Annotated in this window: 17 protein-coding genes and 1 tRNA gene; 8 read left to right on the forward strand and 10 right to left on the reverse strand. The window is 56.4% G+C overall.

What is annotated here, in order from left to right:
• Positions 1-13: 13 nt before the first annotated feature.
• Positions 14-742: a MerR family transcriptional regulator gene (locus tag HCK03_RS17470; protein ID WP_123551174.1), complete on the reverse strand. Its 729-nt coding sequence runs from the start codon at positions 740-742 to the stop codon at positions 14-16.
• Positions 743-860: 118 nt separating this feature from the next.
• Between HCK03_RS17470 and HCK03_RS17475 the strand changes: the two genes are divergently transcribed.
• On the forward strand, positions 861-1,385 hold the full coding sequence (locus HCK03_RS17475) for a lipocalin family protein (protein WP_115193200.1): 525 nt from the start codon (positions 861-863) through the stop codon (positions 1,383-1,385).
• A 119-nt stretch (positions 1,386-1,504) separates the two neighbouring features.
• On the opposite strand, the gene HCK03_RS17480 is transcribed toward HCK03_RS17475, so the two are convergent.
• Both HCK03_RS17480 and uraH read right to left on the reverse strand, forming a co-directional pair.
• The gene (locus HCK03_RS17480) at positions 1,505-1,984 is read right to left on the reverse strand and encodes a GlcG/HbpS family heme-binding protein (RefSeq protein ID WP_227503277.1); all 480 of its coding nucleotides are present in this window, start codon (positions 1,982-1,984) and stop codon (positions 1,505-1,507) included.
• 18 nt (positions 1,985-2,002) lie between these two features.
• The gene (gene uraH / locus HCK03_RS17485; RefSeq protein ID WP_041144847.1) at positions 2,003-2,413 is read right to left on the reverse strand and encodes a hydroxyisourate hydrolase; all 411 of its coding nucleotides are present in this window, start codon (positions 2,411-2,413) and stop codon (positions 2,003-2,005) included.
• A 135-nt stretch (positions 2,414-2,548) separates the two neighbouring features.
• Between uraH and hprR the strand changes: the two genes are divergently transcribed.
• Complete coding sequence (hprR, locus tag HCK03_RS17490) at positions 2,549-3,229, forward strand: response regulator transcription factor HprR (RefSeq protein ID WP_167691967.1); 681 nt, start codon at positions 2,549-2,551, stop codon at positions 3,227-3,229.
• Positions 3,222-4,577: a heavy metal sensor histidine kinase gene (locus tag HCK03_RS17495; protein ID WP_123551173.1), complete on the forward strand. Its 1,356-nt coding sequence runs from the start codon at positions 3,222-3,224 to the stop codon at positions 4,575-4,577. The genes hprR and HCK03_RS17495 overlap by 8 nt, the downstream gene beginning before the upstream one ends.
• A 274-nt stretch (positions 4,578-4,851) precedes the next feature.
• Here the strand turns inward: HCK03_RS17495 and HCK03_RS17500 are convergent.
• Positions 4,852-4,939, reverse strand: a tRNA-Ser gene (locus HCK03_RS17500).
• A gap of 143 nt (positions 4,940-5,082) precedes the next feature.
• Positions 5,083-6,711, reverse strand: coding sequence for an ABC transporter substrate-binding protein (locus tag HCK03_RS17505; protein WP_167691968.1), 1,629 nt, complete (start codon positions 6,709-6,711; stop codon positions 5,083-5,085).
• Positions 6,712-6,978: 267 nt separating this feature from the next.
• Between HCK03_RS17505 and yccA the strand changes: the two genes are divergently transcribed.
• Together yccA and tusE are read left to right on the forward strand one after the other, a co-directional pair.
• Entirely contained in the window at positions 6,979-7,638 is a 660-nt protein-coding gene (gene yccA, locus HCK03_RS17510) for an FtsH protease modulator YccA (protein ID WP_041144843.1), read from the forward strand.
• 87 nt (positions 7,639-7,725) lie between these two features.
• Positions 7,726-8,055 carry a sulfurtransferase TusE gene (gene tusE, locus HCK03_RS17515; protein ID WP_167691969.1) on the forward strand — a complete coding sequence of 110 codons (330 nt, stop codon included), beginning with the start codon at positions 7,726-7,728 and terminating at the stop codon, positions 8,053-8,055.
• Here the strand turns inward: tusE and yccX are convergent.
• Genes yccX through HCK03_RS17530 form a run of 3 tightly spaced genes read right to left on the reverse strand, consistent with a single transcriptional unit; the run spans position 8,052 to position 9,748 of the window.
• Complete coding sequence (yccX, locus tag HCK03_RS17520; RefSeq protein WP_167691970.1) at positions 8,052-8,333, reverse strand: acylphosphatase; 282 nt, start codon at positions 8,331-8,333, stop codon at positions 8,052-8,054. The genes tusE and yccX overlap by 4 nt on opposite strands.
• Before the next feature lie 53 nt (positions 8,334-8,386).
• On the reverse strand, positions 8,387-9,175 hold the full coding sequence (locus tag HCK03_RS17525; protein WP_041144840.1) for a helix-turn-helix transcriptional regulator: 789 nt from the start codon (positions 9,173-9,175) through the stop codon (positions 8,387-8,389).
• Positions 9,176-9,193: 18 nt separating this feature from the next.
• Positions 9,194-9,748 (reverse strand): YbhB/YbcL family Raf kinase inhibitor-like protein, encoded by a 555-nt coding sequence (locus HCK03_RS17530; RefSeq protein WP_041144839.1) that lies wholly within the window; start codon positions 9,746-9,748, stop codon positions 9,194-9,196.
• 218 nt (positions 9,749-9,966) lie between these two features.
• On the opposite strand from HCK03_RS17530, the gene rlmI reads away from it, so the two are divergent.
• Both rlmI and hspQ read left to right on the forward strand, forming a co-directional pair.
• The gene (gene rlmI, locus HCK03_RS17535) at positions 9,967-11,142 is read left to right on the forward strand and encodes a 23S rRNA (cytosine(1962)-C(5))-methyltransferase RlmI (RefSeq protein ID WP_172620479.1); all 1,176 of its coding nucleotides are present in this window, start codon (positions 9,967-9,969) and stop codon (positions 11,140-11,142) included.
• 59 nt (positions 11,143-11,201) lie between these two features.
• Positions 11,202-11,519, forward strand: coding sequence for a heat shock protein HspQ (hspQ, locus tag HCK03_RS17540; RefSeq protein ID WP_167691971.1), 318 nt, complete (start codon positions 11,202-11,204; stop codon positions 11,517-11,519).
• 33 nt (positions 11,520-11,552) lie between these two features.
• Here hspQ and HCK03_RS17545 read toward each other — a convergent pair whose 3' ends face one another.
• The gene (locus HCK03_RS17545) at positions 11,553-11,966 is read right to left on the reverse strand and encodes a CoA-binding protein (RefSeq protein ID WP_134525489.1); all 414 of its coding nucleotides are present in this window, start codon (positions 11,964-11,966) and stop codon (positions 11,553-11,555) included.
• Between the two features lie 154 nt (positions 11,967-12,120).
• Here HCK03_RS17545 and mgsA point away from each other — a divergent pair, with 154 nt between their 5' ends.
• Positions 12,121-12,579 (forward strand): methylglyoxal synthase, encoded by a 459-nt coding sequence (gene mgsA / locus HCK03_RS17550; protein WP_041147568.1) that lies wholly within the window; start codon positions 12,121-12,123, stop codon positions 12,577-12,579.
• 28 nt (positions 12,580-12,607) lie between these two features.
• Here the strand turns inward: mgsA and helD are convergent, their stop codons facing one another.
• On the reverse strand, positions 12,608-14,662 hold the full coding sequence (gene helD, locus HCK03_RS17555) for a DNA helicase IV (RefSeq protein WP_167691972.1): 2,055 nt from the start codon (positions 14,660-14,662) through the stop codon (positions 12,608-12,610).
• Between the last annotated feature and the right edge of the window lie 62 nt (positions 14,663-14,724).

The raw sequence follows: 14,724 nt of genomic DNA on the forward strand, positions 1-14,724 counted from the left end.
TGGACGAAAGAAACTACAGAGGAATAACTTCGAGGGAAACGCCCTGCTGCTGCCAGAGAACGATCTGCTTTTTGCGAACGGCGGTAAGCTTGCCGCTGGTGACCAGCAGCCATGTGCGCTCCGGGAAGATTTCCGGAGCCAGCGCGGCGGGCGGGACGGGAAGTACGTCAATGCGCTGCCCCTGGCCGGTGCGCTTGAGCGCTTCGAGCCAGATTTCACACGGATCGGCCAGGTGCCAGCCGGTAATCAGGGCGTTATCGCCGGGCGCTTTTTTATCTCCTTCAAGGCAAAACGAGGTGTAGGCGATAATAATGCCGTCGAGGATTTCGCGCAGGGTCATCATGGCAGGAATGTTGGCCGAGACTTTACTGCGCAGGGGGCGCAACACTTCAGTGACCAGCTCCGGGCGAGGATATTCGCGGCCAGAATCGTAAATTAACTGGCGCAGGGATTCGATTTTCCCCTCTTTGAGACGCTGTAGCATCGTCTCCTGGAGGTTGACCCAGTTGTTGGTACGTCGCGGGCCGGGGCGGGCCAGCAGCGGCTTAACCTGGCTGACAGGCACCCCTTTTTTGACCCAGTCGAGAATTTTTAGCGCCTGCTGGATATCGTCGTCGCTGTACTGGCGATGTCCGCCGTCGGTGCGCAGCGGTTTTAGCAGGCCGTAGCGACGCTGCCAGGCGCGAAGCGTGGTGGCGTTGATTCCGCAAAGCCGGGCAAATTCCCCGATGGAGTAAGACATAGCGGGTACCTGATCATAAAGAATACTCTCAATATACTACGAATCATTTCGGGTGGAATGAAGTGCGAAAAGTTTGCACTACACTTTACTCCCAACTGCACAGATGAAAGGAGTTCTCATGAAGCTATGGCCCGTTGCAACCGGTATTGCAATCGCCTTGACCCTGGTGGCCTGTAAATCCCCCACGCCGCCAAAAGGTGTGCAGCCTGTCACCGGCTTTGACGCCGACCGTTATCTGGGTAAATGGTACGAAATCGCGCGCCTGGAAAACCGCTTCGAGCGCGGCCTTGAGCAGGTGAGCGCCACCTACGGCAAACGCAGCGACGGCGGTCTTAGCGTGCTGAACCGCGGCTACGATCCGCAGAAAAACAGGTGGAGTGAGAGCGAAGGAAAGGCCTATTTCACCGGTCCGGCGACCACTGCGGCGCTGAAGGTCTCGTTCTTTGGGCCGTTTTACGGCGGCTATAACGTGATTAAGCTCGATGAAGATTACCAGTACGCGCTGGTCAGCGGCCCGAACCGCGACTATCTGTGGATCCTGTCGCGTACGCCAACCCTTCCGGAAGCAGTCAAGCAGGACTACCTGAACACCGCCCGTGCTCTGGGCTTCCGGGTCGATCGGTTAGTGTGGGTGAAGCAGTAAACAGGCGATCGCCGCGCCCTCGCTGACGCGGCTCTTAGGTTATTTCATCCGGATAATCAGCGTCGCTAAAGGTAGGGAAAGCGCTCTTCCCCACCTTTAGTACAGCCGTGCTTTCAGCGCTATTTATTCTGGCTTTGCCCAAGTACGTTGTTAATGGCTTCACTCCCACAGCGATCGTCGGACTCAGCCCCGCCGGTTCCCGCCATACCGACGGCACCAATCCACTGGCCGCGATATTGTACCGGTACGCCGCCGCCAAGGAGCAGTAGCTCGTTAACGGTATTCAGGTTCGCGGCATCCGGCGATGACTGAGACTGTTTGGCCAGCTGCCTGGTCGGCGTTTTTGTCGACAGCGCCGTGAAGGCCTTACGCCATGCGGCCTGGGTATTATGCGGCCCCACGTTGTCATCCCTCATCAGCGAAACCAGGTTCCCGCCGCGATCTACCACGGCGACCACGCCCTGACGATTCATACCGTGACAGACGGCCAACGCTTCCGTCGCCAGTTTCTGACTGAGCGCCTGGGTCATGTCATAGACGACCGCGGGTTCAGCAGCAAACGCGAAGCCCGATCCCGTGGCAAGGGTCAGTGCAAGCATAAAACGTCTCATTTATGCTCAGCTTCCCCGGTAGGTGGAGTAGCCGTACTGGCTCAGCAACAGCGGGACGTGATAGGTGGTGGTCGTATTCGTTATCTGGAATTCAACCGGGATTTCTGGGAAAAAACTCTGCTGTTTTTGTTCAGCGAAGTATTTCCCGGTTTTAAAAGTCACCCGGTACTCTCCCGCTTCAAAGGGCTTTCCCGGCCATAGCGCATCAATGCGGCCATCCTCGTTAGTGCTGGCCGTATTCAGAACCTTCCAGTTCTCACCCTGTTTCTGCTCAAGCGTCACGCCAACGTGCGGTGCCGGCAGCCCCGTTTGCTGGTTTAGAACATGGACGCTCAGCGGGTTTTTGCTGGCGGCAAGGGTAATACCGGGGGCAGCCAGAAGCATGGCGAGGGACAAGGCGGCAACGGACTTTTTCATAGTTGATTCTCCTGTGTTAATCACCGCACTTTTATACCCGAGTGGTTTTCGAAATAACCTGTCAGAAAGATGACCATATTGTCATCTGGCGCTGAAACGCTGGGGCGGTCATACAATTCATGGCAAACTGCGCGAATGAAACTATTACTCATTGAAGATAACCAGAGAGCCAGCGCCTGGGTGCGCAAGGGACTGGAAGAAGCGGGCTATATCGTGGATCACGCGGCGGACGGACGGGACGGCCTGCACCTGGCGCTGGCACACCCCTACAGCCTGGTCATACTGGATATTATGCTGCCGGGTATGGATGGATGGCAGGTGCTGCAAGCCCTGCGCACCGCCTGCAATATTCCCGTTATTTGCCTCACCGCCAGAGATTCGGTTGACGATCGGGTCAGAGGGCTGGAGCTGGGAGCGAATGATTATCTGGTCAAACCGTTCTCATTTTCTGAGCTGCTGGCAAGAGTAAAGAATCAGCTCCGCCAGCACCAGCCGTACAGCACTTCGCTTCGTGTGGCCGATCTGGTGATGGACTCGGTGCGCCTTCAGGTGACGCGCGGCGGCATACCCGTGGCGCTAACGCGTAAAGAGTTTATGCTGCTGTGGCTTCTGGCGAGTCGTCACGGTGAAATCCTGCCCCGGACTCTGCTTGCCAGCGAAATTTGGGGGGTTAATTTCGACAGCGAAACCAACATCGTGGATGTCGCCATTCGCCGCCTGCGACGTAAAGTAGACGATCCTTTTGCTAAAAAGCTTATTACCACGGTAAGAGGCATGGGATATTGTCTGACGGAACAGGAGCCCGGCGGTGTATAGCCCTTCCCTCACTCTGCGGCTGACGGCGATTTTCACGCTGATTATGACGATGGCCTGCAGCGGTATAAGCCTGATCCTTTATAACGCATTACGCAGCGAGCTTATCTGGCGTGACGATCAAACTCTTCTTAACCGTGCGGCCCAATTAAGGCAGTTACTTGAAGATGGCGCCCATCCCGGCTCCCTGCCGCTCTATTTCAATCGCATGGTCGATATCCGCCAGGATATTCTCAGCATCCGCTCACAGCATGAGCAAAACGTCAGTATTAACCATACGGGCGTTGCTTTGCCGGATATCACGCCCACGTCGATAAGCAGCCCACCCAACGCGAAACAGCTGCACCGCTGGGTCAACGCTGACGATACCGAAGTCTCAGCGCTTAGCCTGCAGGCAAATTCACAGGAAGGACCGATAACCATTACCCTTGCACGGGTTGCACGCGAGCGAGCGCTCATGCTCGAACGTTATCGCCAGCAAAGTATTCTGGTTTCGCTGGCCGCCATTCTGCTGTGTGCCGCCGTCAGTCCGATACTTATCCGTAGAGGGCTTCGCGCGATCGGTCAGTTAAGCAAGATCATGGCAGAAACCGGCAGCGACAGGTTAAATAATCCGGTGCCGCTTCAGGCGATACCGCAGGAGCTTCTTCCGCTCGGCGAGGCGCTTAATGCCATGCGCCAGCGCCTGTCGACGGACTTTATCCGTCTGACCCAGTTTGCCGACGACCTGGCTCATGAGATACGTACCCCCATCAACGTTTTATTAGGTCAGAATCAGGTTGCGCTTGGTCATGAGCGTTCAGCGGCGGAATACCAGACTCTGCTTGAATGGAATATTGAGGAGCTGGAGGGTCTGTCGCGGCTGACAGAGAATATTCTCTTTCTCGCCCGCGCCACGCACAACAATATCAAACTCAATGAACAAACGTTCCTACTCCATGACGCCCTGGAAACGCTGATCGACTTCCTGGAGCCCGTCGCGGAGGAACGGGAAATATTCATCGAGCTGAAAGCCGAAGGTAGCCTCACCGCGGATAAAATGCTCTTCCAGCGGGCGATGACTAACCTGCTGACGAATGCAATTCGCTATTCACCGGGAAAAGGAACGATATCCGTCGGAGCCTTTCAACGCGGTGAATTCGTTGAGGTTGAAGTCTCCAACGCCGGTGAAGTGCTTGCCGAGCCTGACAAGCTATTCGAACGTTTCTGGCGCGGAGACAACGTCCGCCACACCGCCGGTAGCGGACTGGGGCTGTCGCTGGTCAGCGCAATAGCCACATTACACGGTGGCAGCGCTTATTACCGGCACGCGCGTGGCAACAATATCTTCGGCCTCCGTCTGCGCGCCTGATCGATGACGCGGGTCGGATCGGTTGTCTGCTTCGCGCAGGCGATATTTCGGCCGTTGAGGGGAGCAGCAAAGATAAGGTGTTGTTCAGCATAGACAAAACCGAACAGCCCAGGACAGGAAGAGGGAAATTTCGCCGACGCTCAATGCTCCATCGCCGTGGAAAGGCAAACGATTGAGGGTGTCAAAATGGACAGTATGCCCGGCGAATAGACCAACACGATACCAACAGCCCAAAGCAAAAAGGGGCTACCTTTCGGTAACCCCTTCTTTTATTTGGCGGAAGCGTAGAGATTCGAACTCTAGAACCCTTTCGGGTCGCCGGTTTTCAAGACCGGTGCCTTCAACCGCTCGGCCACGCTTCCGGTATGGGGCGCACTATAAACACCTCCGTTCAGGCTGTAAAGCACGATTTTGTTCAACTGCCTTAAAAACAAACAAAACTGTGTTATTCGTCTGAAAATCAGGCGGTTTGCGCAGAATTTCAGCGCCAGCCGCCCTCCCGGCGTTAATGTTTTTTGATGTACATATCGCGGGTAAAGTAATACCCCAGCTTATCCGGCGTAAATCCGCCTATCCACGGCTTCACCAGATGCGTACGGACATAGTGGTAAACCGGGACTGCCGGGACATCTTTGCCCAACAGGTCCTCTGCCTGCTGATAAAACTTGCCCCGGGTGGCTACGTCAGGCGCTTTGGCCGCATTACGCAACGCTTCATCGTACGCAGGGTTGCTGTACTGGCTGGTATTTTCACTATCGCCGGTGCGGAAGTTATTGAGGAAGGTGGCGGCATCGTCATAATCGGCAATCCACGCGTAGCGCACCGCATCAAAATTATGCGTATGCATGGTGTCGAGCATCGTTTTCCACTCCTGATTTTGTAGCTTCGCCTCAACGCCGAGGTTTTTCTTCCACATCGAACTGGCGGCAATGGCCACGCGCTGATGCGATTCAGAAGTGTTGTAGAGCAAATTAAACACCAGCGGGTGGCTGTCATTATAACCGGCTTCGCTCAGCAGCTTTTTAGCCTCGGCAATACGCTTGTCGCGCGGCCAGCTGGCATAGTCCGGGTTATGCAGCTTTACGCCGCCGATATCAGGCTGGCTAATTAACCATGCCGGACGCTGCCCCTGCCCCAGAACCTTCTCTGCGATGATGTCTTTATCCAGCGCCATATTCAGCGCCAGCCGGACCCGCGGGTCGTTAAACGGCGGCCTGGTGGTATTGAATTCGTAATAGTACGTCGCCAGCTGCGGGGAGACGTTCAGCTGCTCGCCCATGGTTTTTTTCAACTGCGTAAACTGGTTAATCGGTAGCGTAAAAACGATATCGATTTCTCCCGCTTTATAGCGGTTAACATCTGCCGCCTCGGAGCTAATGGGTAGATAGGTCACTTTATTGATCACGGTAGCGGCATTATCCCAATAGCGCGGATTGCGCTCGGCCACGATGCGCTCGTTCACCACCCACCTGGACAGCTTATAGGCGCCGCTGGTCACCATATGCTCGGGTTTGGTCCACTTCTCGCCGAAGCGGCTGACCAGCACTTTATCAATCGGCACCAGAGACGGGTGCGCCAGCATCGGCAAGAACGCGGCGTTAGGCTGGTTCAAGGTGACTTCCAGCGTGGCGTCATCGAGAGCCTTCACCCCCAGCGTATCGGGCGTTTTTTTACCCTGCGCGATATCCTGCGCATTCACAATATGCATATTTCCCGGATAGCTGGCATAGGGTGATGCCGTAGCCGGGGAAACCAGCCGCTGCCAGCTCCAGACAATATCCTGGGCGGTAATTGCGGTCCCGTCAGACCAGGTGACGCCCGGACGCAGGTGGAACGTCCAGACGGTGTTATCTTTGTTGTCCCATTTCGCCGCCAGACGAGGCTGAATTTCGCCTGCCGGAGAGACGCTGACCAGCCCATCGAAGAGATCGCTGATGATGTTGAATTCCACGTCACTTTCGACTTTATGCGGATCCAGCGATGAGGGCTCGCTGCCGTTATTTCTGACCAGCTCCTGCTTCTCTGCCAGCGCGGTGCCGGCCGGGACCTGTGCTGCGAGAGTCGGCGCCGCTGCGGCGAGTAAACCCACCACCAGTAGCGCCCGCGTGATGTCGTTATATTTTTGTAATTTCATATCCCTTGCCTTTATGGTGCTTCGTTTGTACCCTCTCCACACTTAGCCACAGAATCGCCATAACGCAATATCTTTCAGTGACCTATCAGATTCCGATCGGGTTCCTGACGCCAAACGCACAAACGCGCCGCCTTACCGTCATTTATTAGAATAATATGCTGGTTCTCTGCGCTGAGGTCTAAGTAAAGATGGGTAAAAGCACTATGGCTTCTGGCGTGGTTTTTTTATGCTTCGTTATTAATAACATCTGTCATAAGAGAGTGACTCATGGATCGTATAATTACGTCGTCGCGTGACCGTTCATCGCTGCTCAGCACGCACAAAGTTCTGCGGAACACCTATTTCCTGCTCAGCCTGACGCTGGCATTTTCTGCCATTACGGCAACGGCAAGCACGGTCCTGATGCTGCCATCTCCCGGGCTGATTCTGACTCTGGTCGGTATGTACGGACTGATGTTCCTGACCTATAAGCTGGCCGACAAGCCATCGGGCATCCTCGCGGCCTTCGCCTTTACCGGCTTCCTGGGCTATATCCTTGGGCCGATGCTTAACGCCTATCTGTCGGCGGGTATGGGAGATTTGATCGGCCTGGCGCTGGGCGGTACGGCGTTGGTGTTCTTCTGCTGCTCGGCCTATGTGCTCACGACCCGCAAAGATATGTCTTTCCTTGGCGGCATGCTGATGGCAGGCGTAGTGGTGGTGCTGATCGGTATGGTGGCGAATATCTTCCTGCAGCTGCCGGCTCTGCATCTGGCAATCAGCGCGGTGTTTATTCTGATTTCATCCGGCGCCATCCTGTTTGAAACCAGCAACATCATCCGCGGCGGTGAAACCAACTATATCCGCGCCACCGTGAGCCTGTACGTGTCGCTGTACAACATCTTTGTCAGCCTGCTCAGCATTCTGGGCTTCGCCAGCAAAGACTAATCTCTCCCACGTTCTTCTCGGGCCCTGCTTATGCGGGGCCTTTTTTTTTGCTAAACTGCCGCCAGTTTTAGCGGTATGTGAAGAATTATGTTTATCTTTGAAGGCAGTGAAATTGAGACCGATAGCGAAGGCTATCTGAAGGATACCACCCTCTGGAGCGAAGCCCTGGCGACCGCCATTGCCGAGCGGGAAGGTATTGTCCTGTCGACTGAACACTGGGAGGTCGTGCGTTTTGTTCGCGACTTTTATCTGGAGTTCAACACCTCGCCGGCCATTCGGATGCTGGTGAAGGCGATGGCAAATAAGTTCGGCGAGGAGAAAGGCAACAGCCGCTATCTCTACCGCCTGTTCCCCAAAGGCCCCGCCAAACAGGCAACGAAAATTGCCGGGCTGCCCAAACCGGTGAAATGCATCTAGTACAGAATAGAGAACTTTTGCCACTCTCTGGTGGGCTGATGGGGCTCGATGTGCACCCGATCGACCCGTGCGCTGCGAGGCCCGCCCTCCTTCAGCCAGCTCACCAGCGCCGCCACCTGCTCCGCCTCGCCGCAGGCCAAAACCTCGACGCTGCCGTCGTCCAGATTGCGCGCGTAGCCCGTCAGCCCCAGGCGTAACGCCTCCCGCTGCGTCGTGTAGCGAAAGCCAACCCCCTGAACTGAACCATATACCCATGCCATCGTGCAGAGTGTCGCCATGATTGCTCTCCTTTTATTGCCAATAACTCTACGCTGAGAATAGCAAATTCTGGCTAGCGTACGTGCTTCGGCAACAGGCCATAGTGCTGGCGAAAGCGCGCCGTGAAGCGCGAACCGGACTGATAGCCGCTGTTGAGGGCGATTTCACCTATCGGTAATGAGGTCGATTGTAGCTGACCGAGGGCATAGGCCATACGCACCTCCTCAACAATCTGGCGAAAACTTTGATCTTCCTGCTGCAGGCGACGGCGCAGCGTCGATTCACCAAGAAACAGCATCTTCGCCACCCGCGGGACGCTCCAGGCCTGCGCGGGCGACAGCATGATAATTTGCCGCACCTGGCCGCTCAGGTTTTGCTGGCGCTCATTGAGCAGCGGCCCGGCGTAGCCCGCCTGATGCAGCGCCAGCAGCAGCCCCATCGCCTGATGATGCTGCAGCTCCGCCGACAGCCCGCTGCGCACCGCCTGCAGGACGTTTTGCCACATAAACAGCAGGTCCGGGGTCGCCGGTGCGCACAGGGAGGTGAGTCGTCCGGGCTGCGGCTCGCTCATATAGCGGGCCTTAAAATCCGCCAGCAGCTCCGGCGTCAGAGAGAGTAGATCGGAGCAAAACAGCCCCTTATCGGGCTGATTAATCACCTCGAGCTCAAGATCGGCGGGCAGAATAATCAGCTGCTGCGGCGTCGCCAGCATCTGGCTAACGCCCTGAACGATAATTTTGCTGCCGCGATTGACCCGGCACAGCGCGGGGGTAAATAGGGTCACGCGATGCAGTTTATACAGGCGCCTGGAGGTAATTTCCGCCGCGGTTAAGGCGTTATGGCGAAAGTTTATATTCTGCATCTGGCCATCCTTACGGGGTTAGCGCCCTGCCCTTGCCGTCAGCTGCGCGCTGGCGATAGCGTGGCTGTGCAACATAAATCCGACCAGCGCACCGCTGGCCTGTGCATCAATGGGTAACGTCGGCGTATCAAGCGCCCACACGGTAAAGCGGTAGCGGTGAGGCTTATCGCCAGCGGGCGGACAGGCGCCGCCAAAACCGGCATAGCCAAAATCATTGCGCCCCTGAACCGCTCCGCCCGGCAGTTTAGCGCTGTTTTTATCTCCGGCGCCAGCGGCTAAGCTCGTCACGCTGCTGCTGATATTCACCACCGTCCAGTGCCACCAGCCGCTGCCGGTTGGTGCATCCGGATCGTAGGCGGTGACGGCAAAACTGCGGGTCCCCGACGGCGCATTTTTCCAGGCCAGCTGCGGCGAGACGTTGCCGCCGGTGCAGCCAAAACCGCTGAACCAATGTACTTGAGCGAGGCTCCCTTCATCCCGCATATCGCCGCTGGTGACCTGAAACTGCGCCGCTGCCGCGCTGCCGCACGTCGCGAGCAGTAAAACCATAGCTAAGCCAAATCCTGTTTTCATTGCATTTTCCTCCATTGGGTTGAGGAAAACACTGTAAGATCCGCGGGTGATTTTTATTGTGCCAAAGTGCCTGTGTTTTGTGCCGAAACGCTCATCTGCCTGCACAGCGGGCATGGTGCTTGCGGCGGCCACATGTGCTAACCTACGCGCCATTTTTCGGTGCCGACATTCCCGTTGCTAAAGGTAGCCCCATGACAGATTCCATTTTCCCCCGCTTAGTGTTGACCAAAGGACGCGAGAAATCCCTGCTGCGTCGCCATCCCTGGATTTTCTCCGGCGCCGTCGCCCGTATGGAAGGTAAAGCCCGTTCCGGCGAAACTATCGATATCGTTGATTCGCAGGGGAAATGGCTTGCTCGCGGCGCGTTCTCTCCATCGTCGCAGATCCGCGCTCGCGTCTGGAGTTTTGACCGCAGCGAGGAGATCGATATTGCCTTTTTTGAACGCCGTCTGCAGCAGGCGCAAACCTGGCGCGAATGGCTGGCGGAGCGCGATGGCCTCGACAGCTATCGTCTGATTGCCGGCGAGTCTGACGGGCTTCCGGGCGTAACTATCGACCGCTTCGGCAATTTTTTCGTTCTGCAGCTGCTTAGCGCTGGCGCAGAATATCAGCGCGCCTCTATCGTTAGCGCGCTACAAACGCTGTTCCCGACCTGTTCCATCTACGATCGCAGCGATGTCGCGGTACGTAAAAAAGAGGGTTTGGATCTGGCACAGGGCCTGGTTACCGGCGAAATGCCGCCTGCGCTGCTGCCCATCACCGAGCACGGAATGCAGCTGCTGGTTGATATTCAGGGCGGCCACAAAACCGGCTACTATCTCGATCAGCGCGATAGCCGCCTGGCGACCCGCCGCTATGTTGCCGACAAACGCGTCCTCAACTGCTTCTCCTATACCGGCGGTTTTGCCGTTTCTGCCCTGATGGGCGGCTGCAGCCAGGTCATCAGCGTGGACACCTCTCAGGAAGCGCTGGACGTGGCGAAGCAGAATATCGAACTGAACCAGCTCGATCTCTCCAAAGCTGAATTTGTCCGCGATGACGTCTTTAAGCTGCTGCGTAAGTATCGTGACCAGAATGAAAAATTTGACGTGATCGTGATGGATCCGCCGAAATTTGTTGAGAACAAAAGCCAGCTGATGGGCGCCTGCCGCGGCTATAAAGATATCAACATGCTGGCTATCCAGCTGCTCAATCCCGGCGGGATCCTGCTGACCTTCTCCTGCTCAGGTCTGATGGCTACCGATTTATTTCAGAAAATCATCGCCGATGCCGCAATTGACGCCGGACGTGATGTACAATTTATAGAACAGTTCCGCCAGGCTGCCGACCATCCCGTGATCGCAACCTACCCGGAAGGTCTGTATCTAAAAGGGTTTGCCTGCCGCATCATGTAACTTGAAAAGCGCAACGTTGCCCGCATATAGCAGGTAATAACGTTTCCCAGGAGGTGCCTATGATTGCCAGCAAATTCGGTATCGGCCAGCAGGTTCGCCATACTCTGTTAGGCTTCCTCGGCGTGGTCGTTGATATCGATCCAGAATATTCGCTTGCAGAGCCGGCGGAGGACGAAATTGCGGCCAACGACGAGCTGCGGGCGTTGCCCTGGTATCATGTGGTGATGGAAGATGAGGATGGTCAGCCCGTTCATACCTATCTTGCCGAAGCGCAGCTCAGCAACGAGCCCAGCGATGAGCATCCGGAGCAGCCGTCAATGGACGAGCTGGCACGGACCATTCGCCAGCAGCTTCAGGCACCTCGACTGCGCAACTAGCAGAAAAAACCCCGCACCGGCGGGGTTTTTTATTTACTTCGCCAGACCTAATCTCGGGATTTCAATCGCCGGACAGCGGTCCATCACTACGGTTAGTCCTGCCTCTCGCGCCAGAACAGCCGCCTGCTCGTTAATCACGCCTAGCTGCAGCCACAGCGTTTTCGCACCGATGGCAATGGCCTCCTGAGCGACGCCCAGCGCCGCATCGGAGTTGCGAAAGACGTCGACCATATCCACTTTTTCCGTGACATCTGCCAGCGTGGCGTAGCCCTGTTGCCCCATGAGGGTTTTACCCGCCACCTTCGGTGAAACCGGGATCACGTGGTACCCCTGCTCCAGCAGATACTTCATCACCCGGTAGCTTGGACGGTCCGGTTTGTCACTGGCTCCCACCAGCGCAATCGTCCGTGTTGAGGTCAGAATGCCTGCGATATCGTTCTCTTTCATTTTATCCTCCCGCTATTTAGCCCAAGTGTAAGCTAATCCAGGCTAACCGGCCATCCACGCTGACTAGCGGATACGTCAAAATTTTTCACCCTGATGCTTGCAGCAGCAGTCACTTCCAGTAATCTGTCTGCAGGCTAAAATGTGGAATGAAATTATGGAACTGACGACACGTACGCTACCCGCGCGCAAACATATCGCTCTGGTTGCTCACGATCACTGTAAAGATATGCTGATGAAGTGGGTTGCTCGCCACCAGGCGCTGCTGGCTCAACACGAACTCTACGCAACAGGTACCACCGGAAATCTTATCTCCAGGGCAACCGGGCTTGAAGTGAACGCGATGCTGAGCGGCCCGATGGGCGGCGACCAGCAGGTCGGTGCGCTGATTGCAGAGGGGAAAATTGATGTGCTGATTTTCTTCTGGGATCCGCTAAACGCCGTGCCTCATGACCCGGACGTTAAGGCGCTGCTGCGTCTGGCGACGGTATGGAATATTCCCGTTGCGACCAATGCCTCAACCGCCGACTTTATTATCCTGTCGCCGCACTTTGGCGAGCCTCTCGATATTCTGATCCCGGATTATCAGCGTTACCTGGCGGAACGCCTTAAGTAGCCCCTGCTGGCGGCCAGGCCGCCAGCCGCTAAGGTTTTCTTGCTACCGGTACATCCAGCGCTTCCAGCATCTCCACAAACGCAGACGGCCGCTCTTTGTTGAACAGCAGCCAAACGCGAAGACGTGCACGAGTGATGGCAACGTACAGCAAGCGCCGCTCTTCTGCATCGGGAAAATCCTCCGGCTGCGGCAGCAGCGCCTCTTCCATGATCGACTCACGCGCCGGAGCCGGGAACGCATCATCACCATCCTGAAGCCCAAGGACAATCACGTAATCTGCCTGCTGCCCTTTGCTGGCATGGATCGTCATAAAATCGAGCTGCAGATTCGGCCATCGCGTAGCGGCCTTCTCCAGCGCGGCGGGTTTCAGGTGATGGTAACGCGCCAATAGCAGGATCCGCTGATCCGCTTTCACGTAGCCGCTCATCTTATCGAGCAAATCATCAAGCTTATCGTCCGCCAGCAGCGTAACGGCTTTTTTATCCCCGGCGGTCAGGCTGTTGAGCGGCTTGCTTAACTGGTGCGGGTTCTGTTGAATAAAACCGTTCGCCACTTCACCAATGCGACCATTAAAGCGGTACGTCGTATCCAGCGCGCAGCAGTCCCCTTCGCCAAAGTAGTGATTGAAAGCGGTAGTCAGCGAAAGCTGGGCACCGCTGAAGCGATAGATTGCCTGCCAGTCGTCGCCGACGGCAAATAGCGTGGTCTGGGTATTCTGCCGGCGCAGCGCGGCCAGCAGTGAGGCCCGCTGCGGTGAAATATCCTGAAATTCATCGACCAGAATATGCTTCCACGGGCTGACAAAACGGCCTTTATCAAGAATATTGATGGCCTGATGGATCAGGCCGGAGAAATCGACCGCATTTTCCTCTTTTAGCGCCGTTTTCCACGCTTTCAACAGCGGCGCCATTAATTTTACGCGCTTAGCAAAAAGCTCGCGTATCTCCTCCGGCGCGCCGGCGATCATCTCCGCCTGCGAACCGCCGTGCATACGCATCAGGCTGACCCAGCGATCGAGGCGGCTCGCCATTCGCCGCGCTATTTTTTTGTCCTGCCAAAAATCGGTTTCCGGAACCTGCCAGCCCATCTCTTCTTCCAGCCACTGTCGCCAACCTTTGGCGTGAGCTTTTTTCTCCCGGCACTGCTGCTGCCAGTTTTTCAGCAGCAGCGCCTGGCGCGCCGGACTGTCGCTCTCAAGCTGACTAATAGACGGTACTTTTTTACTGCCCTGCTGGATGATATGCAGAGCCAGGGAGTGAAATGTCCGCGCCGAAATATCTTCGGAGCCCAACCGCTCGCGAATGCGCTCATCCATCTCCTGCGCCGCCTGACGACCAAACGCCAGCAGCAGGATCTGCTCCGCCGCCGCTTCACCTCTGGTCAGCAGCCATCCGGCACGGGCAACCAGCACCGAGGTCTTGCCGCTGCCGGCGCCGGCAAGCACCAGCAGAGAGCGCTCGCCGTTCACTACCGCTCGCGCCTGCGCCGGGTTAAGCGGTGACGACTCCACGCCCGCAAAAAATGCGCCGTACTGCTCGAGCATCGAGGCCGTGAAAGCCTGATTGTGGGCCATCCGGGCCACCTCGGTATCACCCAGCCAGCTCTGACATTGACGCCACAGCTCGTGGCAGTTGTCGAAAGCGTCAAGCCGGCTGGTCGGTATCGGCAGTCCGGTGAGCGCCCGCCGAATTTTCCCCTGCACCTCGCTGACCTGCTGACGGGTCAGCCACTTGCCTTCTGCGTTGGAGCGGGCGATCTCAGCCAGCTGCTGGCTCAGCACGTCGGCGGCAATGGTGCTCATGTCCGCGCTCCACTGCTGCCATAGCGTATTCAGATGATGAAAGAAACGCTGGGTTTCATTCCATTCGGTACCATGCAAACGCACGACCTTGCCATCGGGGAGCACGAACTCAAGCTCGCCCCAGACCAGCCCACGCCGACAATGAACTGACAATAACTGATTGAAAGGTATAAGATACTCGTGGCTATCGCCGGAAACTTTTACCCCGGCGTTAAGCAGCTGCACCCTATCATAGGGATGCTGCGCCATGCGTTTGCCCAATGTTGTCGCTTTAAGTTCCATATCATGCCGAATTTCAATCAGGTTGGATGTTTTTAAGTTTAACCGCCAGTGACCGGGTGCTC

The sequence above is a fragment of the Klebsiella terrigena genome (assembly GCF_012029655.1).
Taxonomy (GTDB): domain Bacteria; phylum Pseudomonadota; class Gammaproteobacteria; order Enterobacterales; family Enterobacteriaceae; genus Klebsiella; species Klebsiella terrigena.

What these genes read in the sequence shown, in the direction of transcription:
- yccA (WP_041144843.1), top strand. Translation starts at nt 6,979, where the DNA reads ATGGATCGTATAATTACGTCGTCGCGTGACCGTTCATCGCTGCTCAGC.
- HCK03_RS17545 (WP_134525489.1), bottom strand. Translation starts at nt 11,966, where the DNA reads ATGAAAGAGAACGATATCGCAGGCATTCTGACCTCAACACGGACGATT.
- helD (WP_167691972.1), bottom strand. Translation starts at nt 14,662, where the DNA reads ATGGAACTTAAAGCGACAACATTGGGCAAACGCATGGCGCAGCATCCC.
- tusE (WP_167691969.1), top strand. Translation starts at nt 7,726, where the DNA reads ATGTTTATCTTTGAAGGCAGTGAAATTGAGACCGATAGCGAAGGCTAT.
- uraH (WP_041144847.1), bottom strand. Translation starts at nt 2,413, where the DNA reads ATGAAAAAGTCCGTTGCCGCCTTGTCCCTCGCCATGCTTCTGGCTGCC.
- HCK03_RS17530 (WP_041144839.1), bottom strand. Translation starts at nt 9,748, where the DNA reads ATGAAAACAGGATTTGGCTTAGCTATGGTTTTACTGCTCGCGACGTGC.
- hspQ (WP_167691971.1), top strand. Translation starts at nt 11,202, where the DNA reads ATGATTGCCAGCAAATTCGGTATCGGCCAGCAGGTTCGCCATACTCTG.
- HCK03_RS17525 (WP_041144840.1), bottom strand. Translation starts at nt 9,175, where the DNA reads ATGCAGAATATAAACTTTCGCCATAACGCCTTAACCGCGGCGGAAATT.
- yccX (WP_167691970.1), bottom strand. Translation starts at nt 8,333, where the DNA reads ATGGCGACACTCTGCACGATGGCATGGGTATATGGTTCAGTTCAGGGG.
- HCK03_RS17480 (WP_227503277.1), bottom strand. Translation starts at nt 1,984, where the DNA reads ATGCTTGCACTGACCCTTGCCACGGGATCGGGCTTCGCGTTTGCTGCT.
- HCK03_RS17475 (WP_115193200.1), top strand. Translation starts at nt 861, where the DNA reads ATGAAGCTATGGCCCGTTGCAACCGGTATTGCAATCGCCTTGACCCTG.
- HCK03_RS17505 (WP_167691968.1), bottom strand. Translation starts at nt 6,711, where the DNA reads ATGAAATTACAAAAATATAACGACATCACGCGGGCGCTACTGGTGGTG.
- HCK03_RS17470 (WP_123551174.1), bottom strand. Translation starts at nt 742, where the DNA reads ATGTCTTACTCCATCGGGGAATTTGCCCGGCTTTGCGGAATCAACGCC.
- hprR (WP_167691967.1), top strand. Translation starts at nt 2,549, where the DNA reads ATGAAACTATTACTCATTGAAGATAACCAGAGAGCCAGCGCCTGGGTG.
- mgsA (WP_041147568.1), top strand. Translation starts at nt 12,121, where the DNA reads ATGGAACTGACGACACGTACGCTACCCGCGCGCAAACATATCGCTCTG.